Origin of the sequence: Arthrobacter sp. (assembly GCF_031988865.1) — a bacterium.
GTDB lineage: Bacteria > Actinomycetota > Actinomycetes > Actinomycetales > Micrococcaceae > Arthrobacter_B.
Genome location: NZ_DALZXY010000077.1, coordinates 1 through 17539 on the forward strand (window position 1 = coordinate 1; position 17539 = coordinate 17539).

At 64.6% G+C, this 17539-nt stretch carries 17 protein-coding genes, 2 tRNA genes and 1 pseudogene; 12 read left to right on the plus strand and 8 right to left on the minus strand.

The annotated features are described in order from the left end of the window. A pseudogene (locus tag RTN46_RS13060) lies at positions 1-350 on the plus strand (acyl-CoA thioesterase domain-containing protein); the annotation flags it as partial. Between the two features lie 88 nt (positions 351-438). Here the strand turns inward: RTN46_RS13060 and ettA are convergent. From ettA to RTN46_RS13080, 4 genes are all read right to left on the minus strand, one after another. Beyond that, a complete protein-coding gene (gene ettA / locus RTN46_RS13065; protein ID WP_312181987.1) occupies positions 439-2121 on the minus strand; it encodes an energy-dependent translational throttle protein EttA in 1683 nt (560 codons plus the stop codon). 137 nt (positions 2122-2258) lie between these two features. Beyond that, complete coding sequence (locus RTN46_RS13070) at positions 2259-2744, minus strand: DUF6993 domain-containing protein (protein WP_312181989.1); 486 nt, start codon at positions 2742-2744, stop codon at positions 2259-2261. 133 nt (positions 2745-2877) lie between these two features. Continuing rightward, positions 2878-3426, minus strand: a complete 549-nt coding sequence (locus tag RTN46_RS13075; protein WP_312181991.1) for a single-stranded DNA-binding protein — start codon at positions 3424-3426, stop codon at positions 2878-2880. A gap of 263 nt (positions 3427-3689) precedes the next feature. Beyond that, positions 3690-3762 (minus strand) — tRNA-Arg (locus tag RTN46_RS13080). Between the two features lie 265 nt (positions 3763-4027). On the opposite strand from RTN46_RS13080, the gene RTN46_RS13085 reads away from it, so the two are divergent. From RTN46_RS13085 to RTN46_RS13105, 5 genes are all read left to right on the plus strand, one after another. Continuing rightward, entirely contained in the window at positions 4028-4867 is an 840-nt protein-coding gene (locus RTN46_RS13085) for a DUF4397 domain-containing protein (RefSeq protein WP_312181993.1), read from the plus strand. A 149-nt stretch (positions 4868-5016) separates the two neighbouring features. Next, positions 5017-5688 carry a class F sortase gene (locus tag RTN46_RS13090; RefSeq protein WP_312181994.1) on the plus strand — a complete coding sequence of 224 codons (672 nt, stop codon included), beginning with the start codon at positions 5017-5019 and terminating at the stop codon, positions 5686-5688. Between the two features lie 59 nt (positions 5689-5747). Then, the gene (locus tag RTN46_RS13095; protein WP_312181996.1) at positions 5748-6311 is read left to right on the plus strand and encodes a sigma-70 family RNA polymerase sigma factor; all 564 of its coding nucleotides are present in this window, start codon (positions 5748-5750) and stop codon (positions 6309-6311) included. After that, positions 6298-7083: an anti-sigma factor gene (locus tag RTN46_RS13100; protein ID WP_312181998.1), complete on the plus strand. Its 786-nt coding sequence runs from the start codon at positions 6298-6300 to the stop codon at positions 7081-7083. Before RTN46_RS13095 ends, RTN46_RS13100 begins: the two co-directional genes overlap by 14 nt. 140 nt (positions 7084-7223) lie before the next feature. Beyond that, positions 7224-7904 carry a M50 family metallopeptidase gene (locus RTN46_RS13105; RefSeq protein ID WP_312182000.1) on the plus strand — a complete coding sequence of 227 codons (681 nt, stop codon included), beginning with the start codon at positions 7224-7226 and terminating at the stop codon, positions 7902-7904. A 25-nt stretch (positions 7905-7929) separates the two neighbouring features. Here RTN46_RS13105 and RTN46_RS13110 read toward each other — a convergent pair whose 3' ends face one another. Then, positions 7930-8415, minus strand: coding sequence for a DUF3224 domain-containing protein (locus RTN46_RS13110; protein WP_312182001.1), 486 nt, complete (start codon positions 8413-8415; stop codon positions 7930-7932). 120 nt (positions 8416-8535) lie between these two features. Between RTN46_RS13110 and RTN46_RS13115 the strand changes: the two genes are divergently transcribed. Next, positions 8536-9798 carry a glycosyltransferase 87 family protein gene (locus RTN46_RS13115; protein ID WP_312182002.1) on the plus strand — a complete coding sequence of 421 codons (1263 nt, stop codon included), beginning with the start codon at positions 8536-8538 and terminating at the stop codon, positions 9796-9798. Here RTN46_RS13115 and mptB read toward each other — a convergent pair. Next, on the minus strand, positions 9761-11392 hold the full coding sequence (gene mptB / locus RTN46_RS13120; protein WP_312182004.1) for a polyprenol phosphomannose-dependent alpha 1,6 mannosyltransferase MptB: 1632 nt from the start codon (positions 11390-11392) through the stop codon (positions 9761-9763). The genes RTN46_RS13115 and mptB overlap by 38 nt on opposite strands. A gap of 164 nt (positions 11393-11556) precedes the next feature. Between mptB and RTN46_RS13125 the strand changes: the two genes are divergently transcribed. From RTN46_RS13125 to def, 5 genes are all read left to right on the plus strand, one after another. Beyond that, positions 11557-12177 (plus strand): hypothetical protein, encoded by a 621-nt coding sequence (locus RTN46_RS13125; protein WP_312182005.1) that lies wholly within the window; start codon positions 11557-11559, stop codon positions 12175-12177. 41 nt (positions 12178-12218) lie between these two features. Continuing rightward, on the plus strand, positions 12219-12836 hold the full coding sequence (gene orn, locus RTN46_RS13130) for an oligoribonuclease (protein ID WP_312182007.1): 618 nt from the start codon (positions 12219-12221) through the stop codon (positions 12834-12836). Positions 12837-12978: 142 nt separating this feature from the next. After that, positions 12979-13051 (plus strand) — tRNA-His (locus RTN46_RS13135). A 152-nt stretch (positions 13052-13203) separates the two neighbouring features. Next, the gene (locus tag RTN46_RS13140) at positions 13204-14361 is read left to right on the plus strand and encodes an acyl-CoA dehydrogenase family protein (RefSeq protein ID WP_312182009.1); all 1158 of its coding nucleotides are present in this window, start codon (positions 13204-13206) and stop codon (positions 14359-14361) included. Positions 14362-14401: 40 nt separating this feature from the next. Beyond that, positions 14402-14974 (plus strand): peptide deformylase, encoded by a 573-nt coding sequence (gene def / locus RTN46_RS13145; RefSeq protein ID WP_312182010.1) that lies wholly within the window; start codon positions 14402-14404, stop codon positions 14972-14974. A 78-nt stretch (positions 14975-15052) separates the two neighbouring features. Here def and RTN46_RS13150 read toward each other — a convergent pair whose 3' ends face one another. Both RTN46_RS13150 and RTN46_RS13155 read right to left on the minus strand, forming a co-directional pair. Next, positions 15053-16519 (minus strand): glyceraldehyde-3-phosphate dehydrogenase, encoded by a 1467-nt coding sequence (locus RTN46_RS13150; protein WP_312182012.1) that lies wholly within the window; start codon positions 16517-16519, stop codon positions 15053-15055. 286 nt (positions 16520-16805) lie between these two features. After that, on the minus strand, positions 16806-17539 hold a 734-nt coding region (locus RTN46_RS13155; protein WP_312182014.1), incomplete at its 5' end, for an MFS transporter.

Sequence of the window (17539 nt, forward strand, 5' to 3'; positions counted from 1 at the left end):
CGGCCCGCAACGCGGTCTGGATGAAGACGTTCGGCCCCATGCCCGATGACCAGAATCTGCACCGCGCGGCCCTGGCCTATGCGACCGACTACACGATCCTGGAGCCTGTGCTCCGCCGCCACGGCATTGCCTGGGCCACCCGCGGCATGTCGGTAGCGAGCCTCGATCACGCCATGTGGTGGCACCGGCCGGTGCGCGTGGATGAATGGATGCTTTACGTCCAGGAGTCCCCCAGCGCCTCTGGGGCCCGGGGGCTGTCCACCGGGAGGATCTTCAACCGCGCTGGAGAACTCGTGGCCACTGTGGCCCAGGAAGGAATGATACGGCTTCCCGACTCTTCGGAGTCCTGACTCCGGCCCCGGCCGCGCCTCCTGCCGGAGACATCCCACAACGCAAAACGCCCCCGTCATTGACGGGGGCGTTTTGCGTTGGTGCCGGTTAGTCGCGGGTCAGGCGGCGGTGCGTCACACGGTGCGGCTTGGCCGCATCAGCTCCGAGGCGCTCCACCTTGTTCTGCTCGTAGGATTCGAAGTTGCCTTCGAACCAGTACCAGTTCCCGGGGTTCTCCTCAGTGCCTTCCCACGCCAGGATGTGGGTTGCCACGCGGTCCAGGAACCACCGGTCGTGCGAAACGACGACGGCGCAGCCCGGGAATTCCAGCAGCGCGTTCTCGAGGCTGGAGAGCGTTTCGACGTCGAGGTCGTTAGTGGGCTCATCGAGCAGGAGCAGGTTCCCGCCCTGCTTCAGGGTCATAGCCAGGTTCAGGCGGTTACGCTCACCACCGGAGAGCACCCCGGCCTTCTTCTGCTGGTCCGGGCCCTTAAACCCGAAGGCAGAGACGTAGGCGCGGGACGGCATTTCAACCTGCCCGACCTGGATGAAGTCGTGACCTTCGGAGACGACCTCCCACAGGCTCTTCTCGGGATCGATGCCGCTGCGGGACTGGTCAACGTAGGAGATCTTGACCGATTCACCGATCTTGAGCTCTCCGCCGTCGAGCGGTTCCATTCCAACGATCGTCTTGAACAGCGTCGACTTGCCGACGCCGTTTGGACCGATGACACCAACGATGCCGTTGCGCGGCAGCGAGAAGGACAGGCCGTCGATCAGCTTGCGGTCGCCGAAGCCCTTCTCCAGGCCCTGGGCATCCAGGACCAGCGAGCCGAGCCGCGGGCCCGGCGGGATCTGGATCTCTTCGAAGTCGAGCTTGCGGGTCCGATCGGCTTCCGCCGCCATTTCCTCGTAGCGGGCCAGACGGGCCTTGGACTTGGTCTGCCGGCCCTTGGCGTTGGAGCGGACCCAATCGAGTTCATCAGCGAGGCGCTTGGCCAGCTTCTGGTCCTTTTTGCCCTGCACTTCGAGGCGCGCGCGCTTCTTCTCCAGGTAGGTGGAGTAGTTGCCTTCGTAGGGGTACAGGTGGCCGCGGTCAACTTCCGCGATCCATTCGGCGACGTGGTCCAGGAAGTACCGGTCGTGGGTCACGGCCAGGACGGCACCGTGGTAGGAGGAGAGGTGCTGTTCCAGCCACAGGACGCTTTCGGCGTCGAGGTGGTTAGTGGGCTCATCGAGCAGGAGCAGGTCCGGCTTCTGGAGCAGGAGCTTGCAAAGCGCGACGCGGCGGCGTTCACCACCGGAGAGGAGGGTCACGTCGGCGTCCGCCGGCGGGCAGCGCAGGGCGTCCATGGCCTGCTCGAGCTGGGAGTCAATGTCCCAGGCATCAGCAGCGTCAATCGCTTCCTGCAGCTTGCCCATTTCTTCGAGCAGCGAGTCGAAGTCAGCGTCCGGCTGGGCCATTTCTTCGGAGATTTCGTTGAAACGCTGGATCTTCCCGTAGATCTCGCCAACGCCCTCCTGGACGTTGCCGAGCACGGTCTTCTCCTCGTTCAACGGCGGCTCCTGAAGCAGGATGCCAACGGTGTAACCGGGGCTAAGCCGGGCTTCACCGTTCGAAGGGGTGTCCAGGCCCGCCATGATCTTCAGGATGGTGGACTTACCCGCACCGTTAGGCCCCACCACACCGATCTTGGCGCCTGGGAAGAAGGACATGCTTACGTCGTCGAGAATAACTTTGTCGCCAACGGCCTTTCGGGCCTTGGACATCGTGTAGATAAATTCCGCCATGCTCTCAGGCTAGTGTGTCGACGCCTCTAAGTGCCATTTGGGCCGCAGCCATCTCGGCGGGGTTTCGTTCCCGGGAGACGGGCGCCCTGCCGCATCAGCGTTTGACTGCCCTGAAACCCAGCGTTTCGCCCAGGTGTTTAGCGGTCGTCGCCGAGCAGACACAGGCCGCTGGAAAGCACCGGAACCACCGTCACTGTGACGGCCCCGCTGCGGACTTCTCCGACTACGCATTGCCCACCCACCGGGGCACCCGCGACGATGGAGTCCACGGCCAGGCCCGTTGGGGTGATGTCCTGGGAGACCTCGATGGCGGCGGGACTGAACCCGGCCGCGGCATAGGCTTCCCGGACTGCATCGCGGGACGGGGAGGAGGACTGCTCAGCGAGGGCAGTGAGCTGCACCCGTACCGCTTCGGCTTCCGGCATCGGAGCCGGAGCCGGTTCTTCTGCGGTCGAGGTCGCTGCCGGACCCGACGCCGGTCCCTCCGTAGCCGGTGCTGCGCTCGAGCATCCGGACAATCCCAGCAGCAGGGGCGCCAGCACGACTAGGCCTGCGAGCGCTGCCCTCCGGTGCGGCGCGGCTTTGGACGGACCGGATTCAGCGGGCAACACAACTTGCGTCACGGGGACAGCCACAGGCTGAGCGGGCAGGACTGTATCGGACACTGCCCTGGGGGAATCATGCCTCACTGCGATCACCCCGTCATTGTGCCATGGCCGTCCTCCAGCGGGTCAGCGGTCGGCCGCCCGCAGCCCGTCAGTAAGCGGGTGCGGGTTCGGTTTCTCCCGATTCCGCTACGGCGGGCCCAAAGCCGAGGTTTGCATCCATTCCATCGGACCCAAAATCCTCCGTTCCGACGGCCAGGACCTCTCCGGTGACCGGATCGACGTCGCCGGGCATGTCTCCGGCACCGTCCCCGGGGACGTTCCGGAGCGAGGACTTGTCGCTCACGCTGCGGTGGAAATTCGCCGTTCCCCACATGAGATCGTGGCCGACGGAATCCGCATCGATATCGACGGAGGTTCCGCTGCGGCCGCTGTCGGTGGCCCATTGCCGGACCCGGAGCCGGCCCGTAACGATCACCCGGTCTCCCTTGTGTATGCTCACTCCGGCATTAGTGGCCAGCTGCCGGAACATAGAGACCGAATACCAGTTCGTGTGGCCGTCCACCCAGACGCCGGTCTCGCGGTCGAGGCGGCGTTCCGTTGTGCATATCCGGAATCCGGCGATCGCCAGGCCGCTCTCCGCCGTGGTTGTCCGAACCTCGGTCGCAACGAAACCGCGGAGGGTGATGGTGTCAGTCATGGGTCTCCCCTTCTGCTGCCGTCGGCGCCGGGACCGCACGCCGGGATGATGCCGGCGGGATGGCCGGTCAAGCCATTCTTGCTGTCAGCGGCCCGGCATTGTGCGGCAATAACAGGCATGTGGACAGGCAGGCGGCTCAGGCCACACGGCAGGCCTATTGGGGAGGACAGGTGGCAGCCGCAGGAACAGCACCGCCCTAAGCGGTGCGTTTAAGAGCCGAGGCCTCCTGCCGGGACAACGCCGGGCAGAAGGCCTTCGAAAGGTGCCCCCGGCGCGACTCGAACGCGCAACCTACGGATTAGAAGGCCGTTGCTCTATCCATTGAGCTACGAGGGCAGACCAATCGATGATACTACGCAGTTTCGGAGCCCAGCCGCAGGACCGCCGGAACCCGCGCATCCAGAGCCCGGGGCGCTTCTGCCATGCCGTCCGCCGCGCGTGGGGAAAGCTTGACGCTCGGCGGGCGCAGCCACAGCAGTCCGGGGAAGTGCTTCGAAAAACTTTTTCATTCTTCTGCATCCAAACAGGGCTCCCCGGAAGTAGATGAGATGTAAGCCACAACGAGCCGGACCTGAAACCGGCAAAACCAGAGGAGAAGGCCATGCGCAGAACCGCTACTCTATTTGCTGCGGCAGGACTGGCAGCCGCCGCAGGACTCGCCGCGGCTCCCGCAGCATCCGCAGCCGACGACGCCCAGCTTTCAGTTTTCCACGCTGTGCCCGACACCCCGGTGGACGTCTACGTCAACGGTGAGCGGACCCTGGACGATTTCACTCCGGGCAGCATGGCCGGGCCGCTTGCCCTGCCGGCCGGAAGCTACGAGCTTGCTATTACCGCCGCAGACGCTCCCGATGCCTCCACACCGATCATTGGCCCGGTCTCCGCGGACCTGACGGCGGGCGGTAACTTCACCGCCGTCGCCAACCTGGGAGCGGACGGCACGCCGACGGCGAACGTATACACGAATGACACCTCCACCGTCGCGGCGGGCAAGGCACATCTGACTGTCCGCCACGTCGCGGCAGCGCCCGCAGTCGATGTCCTGGCAAACGGCACTGCGGTCATTACTAACCTGGCCAACCCCGGAGAGAAGACCCTCCCGGTCGACGCGGGGACAATTTCAGCGTCCGTCGCGGCAGCAGGCACCACGGAGCCGGTCATCGGCCCGGCTGATCTGACGCTCCCGGAAGGCGTATCTACGATCGTCTACGCCTGGGGGTCCCTTGAGCAGGGAAATCTGGCACTGGCAACGCAGACCATTACCGGGATGGAAAGCGCTCCTAATGCTGTTCCAGGAGCGCTGGCAGCCGACGCCGGCCCTGACGGCACCGTGCTCGCTGCCGCAGGCGGCCTAACCCTGATGGCCCTGGCCGGATCCGCCGTGCTCATCCGCCGGCGCAGCACCGCGAAGGCTGACGCTGGGGGGACCGGCTCCCGCTGATACGGCGATGGCGTTTAGCGCCTCGCCAGCTGCAAGGGTGCGGCGCAGCGCTCCAGCTGCGCCGCACCCGTCTTGCCAGTGCGTAGATCCACAGATCCCGGGCCGAGCTGCCCAATAGACCCGGCAAACGCCAGAATTCAGGATGAGAAATGCATCGACCCGGAAATTCCCTCCGATCACTCACAGCCGCGCTGCTGGTGTCCGGCGCCCTGGGACTGGGGGCCTGCGGCACGGTGGAGACTGATACCCGTCCGGCAGTCTCCGCTGCCTCGCCCTCACCGTCAGCTGTTCTCCCGGCTGGCTCCGGCAGTACGTCGGGGCCCGGCCCTGACGGGATCCCCATCCGCCAGGCCACGCCGGAAGCCGGGGAAGTCTTGGCCCAGCCGGTCCGGCTGCAGGTTGAAGGGACAGGAATCGATCTGGAGGTTGTGCCCACCGGGGTGCGGGACGACGGTGCCATGACCATTCCGGACAACCACTACCAGGCCGGCTGGTACCGCTACGGACCCGCGCCCGGATCCTCCAATGGGGCCGCGGTCCTGGCCGCCCATGTGGACTCGCAGACGGAATCCTTGCCGATCGCAGGATTGAAGGACGTCCTGCCGGGAACAAGGGTGACTGTGACACTGGACGACGGATCCGCCGTCCTCTACCAGACCAGTCAAGTCGAGAGCATCGCCAAACGGTCATTGGACGGGCACCGCCTCTTTGACCGCAGTGGAAGCCCAGTGCTGAAGGTTGTGACGTGCGGCGGTAGATGGCTCGACGCGGAAAGCGATTATGAAGATAACGTTGTACTCACGGCTGCGCCGCTACCATAGGGACTTCCCGCAGTACCTACCGCACTGTAAGGCTGGCCAACGGCAGGAGAACGCCTCAGATGTCACCCGGTGTCCCCGAGCGGGACGACAGCCTCGACGGGGCTTTCGCCGCTGGTGAGGAGGAAGCACTGGCAGAGGCATACCGTCGCTTCGCACCGCTGATCCGTGCCATGGCTCTTCGGCGTCTGCCTGATTCTGCGGCAGCGGACGATGCAGTGCAGGAAGTCTTCATCCGTGCCTGGCGATACCGCGGCAGCTATTCACCGGCTCGTTCAACCCTGGCAGCGTGGCTGGTCGGGATCACACGGAACGTGGCCGCGGGCATCACAACGTCGCGGATCCGTGAAGACGTCATGCTTGAAGGCGCTGCCGCCCGGGATGCCCGCACTCCCCTGCTCACACCCGATCCTGAGAGCGTGGCCGACAAAGTGGTGCTCGACGCCGAACTCACCCGCCTGGGCGAGCCGCAGCATTCCATCCTCCGGATGGCGTTTCATGAGGATCTGACCCATCAGCAAATATCGGACCGGCTCCAACTGCCGCTGGGCACCGTTAAAAGCCATATCCGCCGGGGACTCGTCCAGCTAAGACAACGATTGGAGGTAAGCGATGCACCCGCATGATGACGCATTGGCCCTCCTTGCGTTGGGTGAGGAACCGACCGCGGACGAAGCCGCCCATCTGGAAGGCTGCGCCCGCTGCCAGGCAGAGGTCGCCTCCTACGGCAGGGTGGTCCGCGCCGGCCGCAACAGCGACACAATAGACGGTTCCGTTCCACCTCCGGAGGTCTGGGAACGCATCCACACCACCCTCGGCCTCGGGCCGGCGGTGAGCCGCGACCCGCTCTCAGATGCGTCGTCCGAAGCCAACAGGCACGCCGACCCTGCCGTCAGGGACGAAGCCCCGGGTACCCCGGAGAACCCCGCCGGAGCTCACACGAAGGCTGCTTCACTGGATGATGCACGCCGCCGCCGTGGTGCAAAATGGCTGGCCGCAGCGGCGGCTGCGGCTCTTGTGGGCGGCGCCGCTACGTGGGGCATCGTCCGCGGACTGGAACCCGAACCAGAGGTGATCGCATCTGTCACGCTCGAGCCACTCCCGTCCTACACCGATGAGGGGACGGCGGCTGTCGATCAGTTGCCGGATGGTGAGCGGGAACTAGTAGTGACGGCCAGCAGCAGCGAGGCCGAGGGCTACCGCGAAGTCTGGCTCATCTCCCCGGACATCAGCTCCATGGTCAGCCTCGGCACCATGGAGGGACGCGAAGCACGCTTTCGGATCCCCGCTGGCCTGGACCTGTCCGCCTACCCGATTGTCGATATTTCGGACGAGCCCCTTGACGGCAACCCGGAACACTCCGGACGGTCGATCCTGCGCGGCCAGTTGGAGCTCTGAGAGATATTCCTGCTCCTGGAACCCTGCAGGTATCCGAAACTGCCCTGAGTCTTGATGGCCGGCTTGCCACAGACGGAACCGTCACCGGTGTTGTACCTGGCTGGCTGGCGGAACTGTGGGCCAAAATCACCGGCGGTTTTATGCGCACTGACGGGTTGGAGGCGCAGCCCTGGATTTTATTGGCGCTGGTCGCCGGCGCCGCCGTCCTCTCCGTTCCACGGGCGACCTGGCGGTGGTTTGGCCTGTATGTCACCTTCGTCCACGAACTCGGACACGCCTTCGCCGCCCTGATGGCCGGCCACCGGATCTCCGGCATAGAACTCCGTTTCGATCACTCGGGGCAGATGCGCAGCATCGGGAGAGGCGGTTTCGGAGCAGTGTGGGCGGGTTTCTGGGGTTATCCGGTTCCAGCGGTCACTGGGCTGGTACTCATCTGGGCTGCCAGCGAGGGGTGGGCGACGGCGGCGCTGTCGGTTGGCGTGCTGGTCCTCGCCGCCGCGCTGCTCTTTATCCGTAATCTGCAGGGCCTGGCCATTGCCGCCGGGTGCGCCGCAGCGGCGGTCTTGCTTGTCTGGTTCGTGCCTGCGGAGTTGGTGGCGTACGCGGTTCTCACCCTCGGAATTGCCTTGGTCGCCGGTGCGGTCCGTGACTGGCTGAACCTCCTGAGCGTCCACACCCGGCGGCGGCACGCACTGTCCTCCTCGGATGCCTGGATCCTCTCGCAGAGCACCGGTATTGCGGGGGGCCTCTGGTTGGCCGCCTTTGCACTGGTCATCGTTGCCAGCGCGGCGGGAGCAGTGTGGATACTGGTTGGGGTCTAGGCCGGCCTCTGGTGCGAAGCGGGGGTTAGCGGGCCTCCGCCGCTGAATCGGCACCGGCCGAACCGTTGGATTCCGCTCCGGTTTCACTGTGCCCGGCCGCGGCCGCCGGGAACGTCACACGCAGTTCCAGCCGATGCTGTCCGTCCTCGGCTTGGGGGTAGATCGCTTTTCCGGAGATGCCGGCCAGTCCGCCGGTGCCGGAGCCTGGAATGATGTGCCCCGAAGACGCCGTAGCTTCCCCTTCGGCAAGTCCCCAGTGCTGGATGACCATCGTCCCCTCGCGGTCTTCCACGCTGCCGGCGAAAACTTCGCTGCCTACGTAGCCCGCCCCGGCAGCATTACCGGCGAGGAGCAGGTCAGCCACGCTGGTTCCCGAGATGCTTCCCTCAAAGATTTTCACCGCCCGGACCGTCGAGAGTTCACTGTTGGTTCCCTCCACCACATAGGGTGTGGGCTCCCATGATGAAACGTCGAAGTCGGCGATGATCGAGTGTTCTGTTGCGTCGGACATAGCTTCAGTATCCCGTGTCCCGGCTCCAATTGCATGCCCGTGTCGCGCCGACGGTACCCTAGTCGCTGGGGTGCCGCCGTTCGCGGGCCCCAAATTACCCTTAAAGGAGAGCCGCCCCGCATGTCGTCCACACCGGTATCCACCGAGCCCCGATACATGCGAACGTCTTTCCTATGGATTAGTTTCGGCGTCCTTCACCTGCTCTTTTTCGGGCTGCTCTCTCCGCTCATTTTCACCGGTGAAGTCCTCAGCGACATCCAGTTCTACCGCCAGTGGGCCTTCGAAGGCATCAACGACGGGCAGTGGCAGGGCATCAGCACTTCGTGGGTCTATCCCATCGGTGCACTGGCTCCAATGCTCCTGGCTGCTGTCTTCGGCTACGGCGCCTACCAGTTCACCTGGTTCCTGATCTTCGCCGGCCTCAACGCCGCGGCCCTGGCCGTGCTGACCGGAAAACGGACGCGACAGCGCTTCGTTGCCGCCTATTGGTGGATGGGGATCACTGCCCTGCTCGGGCCGGTCGCCGTCGGCAGGGTAGATGGGCTCACGGTTCCCCTGGTGATTATTGGACTGATGCTCCTGGCCACGCGCCCGGTGGTCGCGTCTGCGCTGCTCGCTGCCGCCACCTGGATCAAGGTGTGGCCAGCGGCCGTAATCCTCGCCGTCCTGGCGGTCTTCCGCCGCCGTCTCACCGTCCTGGCTACCGGAGCCGCCGTGTCCGCCCTTATCGCGGCCTTTGTGGCCGCTGCCGGCGGCCTGCGGTACCTGCTTAGTTTCGTCGGCGCGCAGGGAGACCGCGGCATGCAGCTCGAGGCGCCGTTTACGACGCCTGGCCTCTGGCAGGCCATCCTGGGCAGCTCGGATGCCTACATCTTCGAAGACACCGTCATCAATACCCGTGAGGTCCGCGGCGCTTTGGGTGAACCGGTGGCAGCGCTGATGACACCCCTGCTCGCGTTGGCGGCGGTCGCCGTCGTTATCCTGCTGCTGTGGGCCCTTCGCCGCGGAGCCGATGCCGGTTCCCTGCTCGCTGCCGGTTCACTGGCCCTGGTGGGGGCGTTCATCGTCTTCAACAAGGTCGGCTCACCGCAGTTCATGCTCTGGCTCGGCGCCGTCGTGGCCGTGGGCGTTGCCTGGGAAGGCCGGTCCTGGCGTGTCCCGGCCCTGATGATGCTCCCGATCGCCGCACTCACGACGCTGGTCTACCCGATGTTCTACGCCGCCCTGTACGACGACCTGAACATCGGCGTCGCCGCGCTCCTGACGATCCGCAACCTGCTGGTCATGGCTTTGTTCGCCTGGGCGGTTTTCCGGATTGTCCAGCTGGCCCGTGCCGGACGGCCCGTTACCGAATCCGCAGTTCGCCCGGAGCCGGCTCCGTAAGCTTCTTGCGGAAGAGGACCTTCGTCTTCGGGTCCAGGAAAATCAGGTATAGAGCGAAGGCCACGGCTGTCACGGCTGCGATCTGCCGGGCAGCGCTGAGGCTGAATTCGAAGTACGGCCAGATATCCAGCTGATCACTGATCGCGTAGACCATAAAGAATGAGACGAAGAGATACAGCGTCTTGACCTGCCAGTCAGTGCGGATGCCGGTGACTGCGAAGAGCGGGATCAGCCATACCACGTACCAGGACTGGATCATGGGTGCGAGCATCACGATCGCGGCAAAGGCCAGGGCGAGCCGACGGACCAGACGGCTGTAGTCCCCCACGAACATGAGCCAGGCGACGACGGCGAGGGACGCCAGGCGCCCAAGCGTGTGCACGACGTCGGCGAAGGCCCAGCCCGGCAGGCCAAGGGCATTGCCGAGCGTGGCCACCACAAGTCCCAGGAAACCGATCGGCGCGTACCAGATCCAGACACTTCCCGGAGTACTCAGGGCACCCACCCAGCCGAAGCCGAGGCCGTTGACCACACCGAGGATCCCAAGCAGGCCCAGTGAGAGTCCTGCTGTGAGGAACCAGTACAGGAATTTGCGTGGCCAGGAAGCCCCTTTACCGGCCCACATCAGACCGATAAACGGCAGGAAGATGAGGGTGATCGGCTTAATGCCAATGGAGAGAGTAACCAGCAGGATGCCGCGGATGGCCCGCTTGGTCGCCGCGTAGTACAGGCCGGCCAGGGCCAGGCCGATCATCAGCGCGTCGTTATGGATGCTGGCAATAAAGTTGGTCAGGAAGAGCGGATTGGCTGCGGTCAGCCACAGTGCCCGGTTGGGATTGATGCCGTGCAGTTCGGCCAGCTTGGGCACGTAGTAGACGCACATCGCCACGCCGATCAGCGCGATCAACCGGAACAGGAGGATCGAGAACTCGGTCTGTCCACCGGTGATCCGGACGACGATCTCTTCCAGCCAGAGGAAGATCGGTCCGTACGGGGTGGGACTCTGCGCCCACAGATCATCCGCGCCGATCTGCAGATAGTTCGAAATCTGCGAATAACCGTCTTTGTAGGGATTGAGTCCGCTGACCATCACGAGGCCCTGGGCGATGTAGGCGAAAACGTCGCGGCTGAAAAGCGGCAGGGCTACGGCCATTGGGGCGCCCCACGCCACGATCGCCTTGAGAACGTACGGCCTGGATTCCGGCCCCCAGCTGCCGATCCGCTGGCCGAACCTCAGCCAGGACCGGACCAGGAGCATACCGCCGACGGCCAGCAGGAACACGGAGAGGACAGCACCAACGGGTTCGAAGCGCAGCCACATCATGAAGCTGACGCGGCGCAGTTCGTAGGAGGACAGGGACAGCCATCCGACGCCGAGGGAACCGGCAAGCATCAGCATCGAGCCGATGAAGCCTTGGAGGATCGCGACGTTGGGGTGGTCAGCTTTCGCGTTCTCCGGTTCGGGAGACGAAGGCTCGGTCGCAGGGACCTGGGCGGTCATCGTGGGTCGTTCCAATCTCTGGTTCGTGCAGCTGTCCCCAACGAACAGGTGCGTCGTTGAAGAGCAGGCATCGCCGCGGATCCGCGCAAGCATCAGGGTCCGTCGGCGGGCCCTGCCACGGCGGCTTCGTCAGTAGGCCAAATATTAGCACCGAGTCATGGACGCCCCCGGGAACCGGCGGCGCGCTTCGCGGGCAGTGGGGCGCGGCTCACATACACTGGGGAAGTTGAGTCGGACGAGACAAGGCGGTAAAGGCTGTGGGGCGCCACCGGGCAGAACCTGTAGGGGAACGGCGGGGCCACCGCGCCCCGAAGGTGCAGGGCGGCCGTCCGCGACGCCGCCGCAATCCAGAGCTGCTGGGCTGGGGACTGTTCCTCACCGGAACCAGCGCCGTCTGCCTGCTCTGGGCCGAGGTGCCGGCCGGCCTGGCGGCCGGATCTGCGGCACTGCTCCTGTCTGCCTTCCTAGTGGCCTGGTACCTCTCTGTGGAAAGCGGCACGACGGCGGCACCCGCTAAGGCAGCCATAGCTGCGGTCACGCCACTTCCGGCAGCTGGGGCGGCCCGGGCTGCCGAAACATCCAGGAAAACCGCTAAGCCTGCTGTGCCAGCCGTGGACTCCGCCGTACAGGGTGGGGACTCGGTTCCAGCTGCCGTACCGGCGATTCCTATCGCCCCGGCAGCCTTACAGGAGTTCCTCCCCCGCCCGCGCCCGGCGGCTTCCGCCGTGGACGGACCCAGCCGCTGGACGCGGACCTTCGGTCCGCCGGAAACCGGCTCGCTGCCGCTGCAGCCGTACGTTCCCACCCGCCGTACGGAGGTCCAGACCGCGGACCCTGAGGGCCAGGACCGCCGCCAGCGAAGCCACTCCAGCTATTAGCCCGCCGGGCCCAGTGCGGTTGCTCGGGGTACATTTATCTCGTGCCAATAACTAATGAACGCATTGTCTGGATCGACTGCGAGATGACCGGCCTGGACATCAGCACGGATGCCCTCATTGAGGTCGCCGTCCTGGTGACAGACTCCGAACTGAATGTCCTCGGTGACGGAGTCGACGTCGTCATCAAGCCCGAAGCGGCTGCGCTGGAGCAGATGGGTGACTTTGTCCGCCAGATGCACACCACGTCCAAGCTTCTGGATGAGCTGCCCCAGGGGATGACCCTCGCCGAAGCTGAAGCCGAAGTCATCGAATACATCACCAAGTGGGTGCCGGAGCCGAAGAAGGCGCAGCTGGCCGGCAACTCGGTGGGAACTGACCGGATGTTCCTGGCCCGTGACATGCCTGAGGTCATCGATTACCTGCACTACCGGATCATCGATGTCTCAACGATCAAGGAATTGGCGCGGCGCTGGTACCCGCGCGCTTACTTCCAGGCGCCGGCTAAAAACGGCGGACACCGTGCACTCGGCGACATCAAAGACTCCATTAACGAACTGCGCTATTACCGTGCAGCCGTCTTCGTGCCCGCACCCGGACCGGATTCGGCTACCGCGAAAAAGATCGCCAAGGAACTTGCCCAGGAGCAGCAGGAAGGTTAGCTCCATCACATTTTGGGCTGCGGAGGCACCTTGTGTCAGAAGCACTCAAAAAACCGTGTAAGCTTGTATCCGCTGCCTCAGATAAATGAGTTTGCACAATCCACTCGCCTGGACTTTGCAAATGAATATCTGAGTGCACATGGTGGGTATAGCTCAGTTGGCAGAGCGCCTGGTTGTGGTCCAGGAGGTCGCGGGTTCAACCCCCGTTACTCACCCAGATGAGGCTGGCATCCAGCTTCGAAAGGCCGCCTCGGAATATTCCGGGGCGGCCTTTCTACGTATTTCTACTTCTGCCCCCTGCCTGGGCAGTCCCCCGGTACCGGCCGACACTAATCCCGGGCCGGGTGCTACAAGAGGAGGCGCCGTCTTGGAACGCAGGCTTTTCGATGAGGACCACGGGCTTTTCCGCGACCTGGCCCGCGAGTTCAACGTCCGTGAGATCGCTCCGGACTATGCCGTCTGGGATGCCGACCACATGATGCCCCGGCGGATGTGGAAGGCAGCCGGCGAGCAGGGCCTGCTGGGCCTTGCCGTGCCGGAAGAGTTCGGCGGCGCTGGAATGCCCGATTACCGGTACCGCGTGGTCCTGGACGAGGAGTTCGCCCGTGCGAACCACCTCGCGGTGGCACTGGCTTTCCATCTCCATGACGACCTCGTCCTGCCGCATCTGCTGGCCTACGGATCCGAGGACCTCAAGGAACGCTGGTTGCCGCAGATGGTCAGTGGAGACAAGGTAACCTCCGTAGCCTGGACCGAGCCGGGCGCAGGCAGCGACCTGCGCGGCATCCGCACCAAGGCGGAAAGGACCAACGACGGCGATTGGCTGCTCAACGGCCAGAAAACGTTCATCGGCAACGGCATCAGCGGCGACGCCGCATTGGTGCTGGCCCGCACTGACGGCAGCACCGGCCGCGGCGGACGCCGGTCCTTCAGCATGTTCATGGTCGAGAAAACCACGGGCTACACTACTGGCCGCCAGCTGGACAAGATGGGCGTGAAGGCCTCGGACACTGCCGAACTGTACTTCGACGACGTCCGCGTTCCGGCCGGCAACCTGGTCGGCGAGGAGGGCAAGGGGCTGGAATACGCCGCCGGGCAGCTGCCGCAGGGCCGCCTGGCCATCGCCGTCGCTTCCTCTGCCGTGGCCCGCACAGTATACGAAGCAACGCTGAAGTACGTCGGGGAACGCAGCGCTTTTGGGGAGCGGATCGCCGACTTCCAGAACAGCCGGTTTGTCCTGGCCGATATCCTCACCGAGGTCGAGGTGACCGAGGCGTACGTGGATTCCGCGGTGCGGGCATTCAACGACGGAACCTTGGACGCCGTCTCGGCTGCCAAGGCCAAACTGTGGGCCAGTGAACGGGCCAAGTCCATCACCGACCGCTGCCTGCAGCTGCACGGCGGCTACGGTTACATCATGGAATACCCTGTCGCCCAGGCCTTCCTCGCTGCCCGCCTGCTGACTATTTTCGGCGGCACGTCGGAAATCATGCGTGAAGTCATCGGCCGCAGCGTCACCGCCTGATCCAACAGCCCGTCCGCAAGAAGAAAGAGCCCACGAACCAATGACCGTCCGCCCGATCGTTATCCACGGGGAACCGGTGCTGCACCGCCGGGCCGCCGAAGTCCAGGACTTCAACGAAGAACTCCGCACCCTGGTCGCCGACATGTACGAGACCATGGAGGTCTCCAACGGAGTTGGTCTGGCAGCTCCCCAGGTGGGTGTGGGACTGCGCCTGTTCACCTTCCACTACCCGAACGACGACGACGCCCCGGACCTCGGTGTCGTGATTAATCCGGTGCTCGTCACTTCCAAGGTCCCGGGCTCCGCTCCGGACCCGGATGACGACTCCGAGGGGTGCCTCTCCGTCCCGGGCGAGAATTTCCCCCTGACGCGCGCGGACTGGGTTCGGATATCCGGTGTGGACGAGAACGGGGCGCCACTGCAGTTTGAAGCCACCGGCTGGTTTGCCCGGGTCCTGCAGCACGAATACGACCATCTGGACGGCAAGCTCTATGTGGACCGGCTCAACGAGCGGTGGGGACGCAAGGCCCGCAAGGTCCTCAAAGCCAATGGCTGGGGTGTGCCGGGCCTGAGCTGGATGCCCGGGGTTGACCCGGACCCCTTCGGTCACTGACCGTCCCTTAACCCTAAAAAGCAGTGCCCGCCCGGAATTTCCCGGGCGGGCACTGCTTTTCTATGCGCAGGACCTGGGCTAGGCCGAAGCGACCAGTTCCTCGGCGCGCGGGAACGCGGGCGGATTCACATGTGCCATTTCTTCCAGCACCCGGATGACCTGGCAGCTGTAGCCGTACTCGTTGTCATACCAGACGTAAAGGATCGCGTTTTTGCCGTTGGAGATCGTGGCGAGGCCGTCGACGATGCCGGCGCGCTTGGAGCCAACGAAGTCGCTGGAAACAACCTCCGGCGAATCGATGTAGTCGATCTGCTTGTGCAGGTCGGAATTCAGCGAGGTTTCACGCAGGAAGGTGTTCAGCTCTTCCTTGGTGGATTCGGTTTCCAGGTTCACGTTCAGGATCGCCATGGAGACGTTGGGGGTGGGCACGCGGATGGCGTTGCCGCTGAGCTTGCCCGCCAGTTCGGGCAGGGCCTTGGCCACAGCCTTGGCGGCGCCGGTTTCCGTGATGACCATGTTCAGGGCTGCGGAGCGGCCGCGCCGGTCACCCTTGTGGAAGTTATCGATCAGGTTCTGGTCGTTAGTGAAGGAGTGCACCGTTTCCACGTGCCCGTTCACGATGCCGAACTTGTCGTTGAGGACCTTGAGCACCGGAGTGATGGCATTGGTGGTGCAGGACGCCGCGGAGAGGATCTTGTCCTCGTCGGTGATGCCCTGGTGGTTGATGCCGTGCACGATGTTCTTCAGGTCCCCCTTGCCGGGCGCCGTCAGCAGGACACGTGCAGCACCCTTGGCTGCCAGGTGCTGGGCCAGGCCCTCCTCATCACGCCAGCGGCCGGTGTTATCGACAACAACCGCGTTGTTGATCCCGTAGGCGGTGTAGTCCACTGTGGCGGGATCGTTCGAGTAGATGACCTGGATCAGTGTGCCGTTGGCGAGAATGGTGTTGTTTTCCTCGTCAACGGTGATGGTGCCGGGGAAGGCACCGTGCACGGAGTCACGGCGGAGCAGGCTGGCCCGCTTGACCAGGTCATTCTCGGCACCCTTCCGGACCACGATGGCGCGCAGCCGCAGCCCCTGTCCCCCACCCTCGTGGTCGATCAGGATACGCGCCAGCAGGCGGCCGATGCGTCCGAAGCCATAGAGGACGACGTCGGTGCTCGTGCGCTCGTCGGCGCCGCGCTTGCCGGCAACGCCGGCCAGCTCCACGCGGAGGAAGTCCAGCAGCGAGCTGCCGTTTCCTTCGCGCTGGTATTTGGCGTTCATCCGGGCCAGATCCACCGAGGCTGCGCCGAGCTCAAGCTCGGTCAGCGCCTGCAGGATCGGCAGGGTCTCGGCAATGGGGAGCTCAGCATCGTCGATCTGCCGGGCGAAGCGGTGCGCCTTCAGAATGTCGATGACGGAGCGGTTGACCAGCGGGCGGCCGTGAACCGAGGTAACAACGCTGTTCTCCCGGTAGAGCCGGCCAATGAGAGGGATCATGGCTTCTGCCATCGCCTCCCTGTCCATCCACGCATCCAGGCAGGTTTCGGACTTCTGGCTCACAGATCTTCACATCCTTTATCTCAGCCGGCACAGCTTTGTGACCGGTTGGTAAGGCCGATGGCGCGGGCGCCGTCGGCAAGCCCCCACAGGGGCGGGGTCTACGTTGTCCGCCGCGGTAAGCGGCGGCAGACAATTACTAAGTGTATTAGGCCACAGCGGGGCATCCTGAACGAGGCGGGAGATGTTCATCACAGACAGCCTGCAACTGGGCGCCCACACAGAACCGCGGGCCAGCGTGCAGGGAGACGCACATCCAACGGGGTGCGCGGATACGGCGAGCCGCCGGTTATTTCTCGAGGAGCGTTGACGTGCTGGCTGTGGGTGCTTTGCCCCGGCGGCTTGAATCGGAGGCGTCGGCTGCGGGGTGGGCTGGGGCGCTGGAAGCCTTGGTGTCAGTCGGCTGCACCGCTGCACTGGATCCATCGCCATCGCCCGGATTCGGACCGGGTTCCAGGTCCTCAAGGTGGAGCACGCCCTTCAAGGGGCCGCAGGAGGCGACCACCGGAGCCACGACTGCTATGGCTATTCCGGTGAGGATGCCGCCGCGTACCCCCACGGTGCTTGCCAGGACACCTGCCACCAACGAGGCGATGGCCAGCATGCCCCAGCTGACCATCCGGGTTGCGGACCCAAGCCGCCCCATCATCTCCGGCGGGCAGACACGCTGACGGAAGCTCGTTGAGACGACAATGTTCATGGAAATGGCGAGACCGGTCAGGAAGAGCCCGAAGAATCCCGGCAGCATCCCCCAGCCGGGCGTCATCAGCAGCAGCGCTGCGTAGCCTGCCGCCGCAGGAAACATGGAATAGCGCCACACCACGCCCGAACCGTAGCGGTCGGTCAGCCATTTGACGCTTAAACCGCCCAGGGTCCCCCCGAGCGCGGTTGCTGCCATCAGGAAGCCGAGCCAGGTCCCGTTCTGGCCCAGCGTCCGCACAACAAAAAGGACGAGGAGGGAAACAACGATGTTGCCGCCCAGATTCCACAGCGCGGCTACCAGGAGCAGTACCCGCAGGGGCG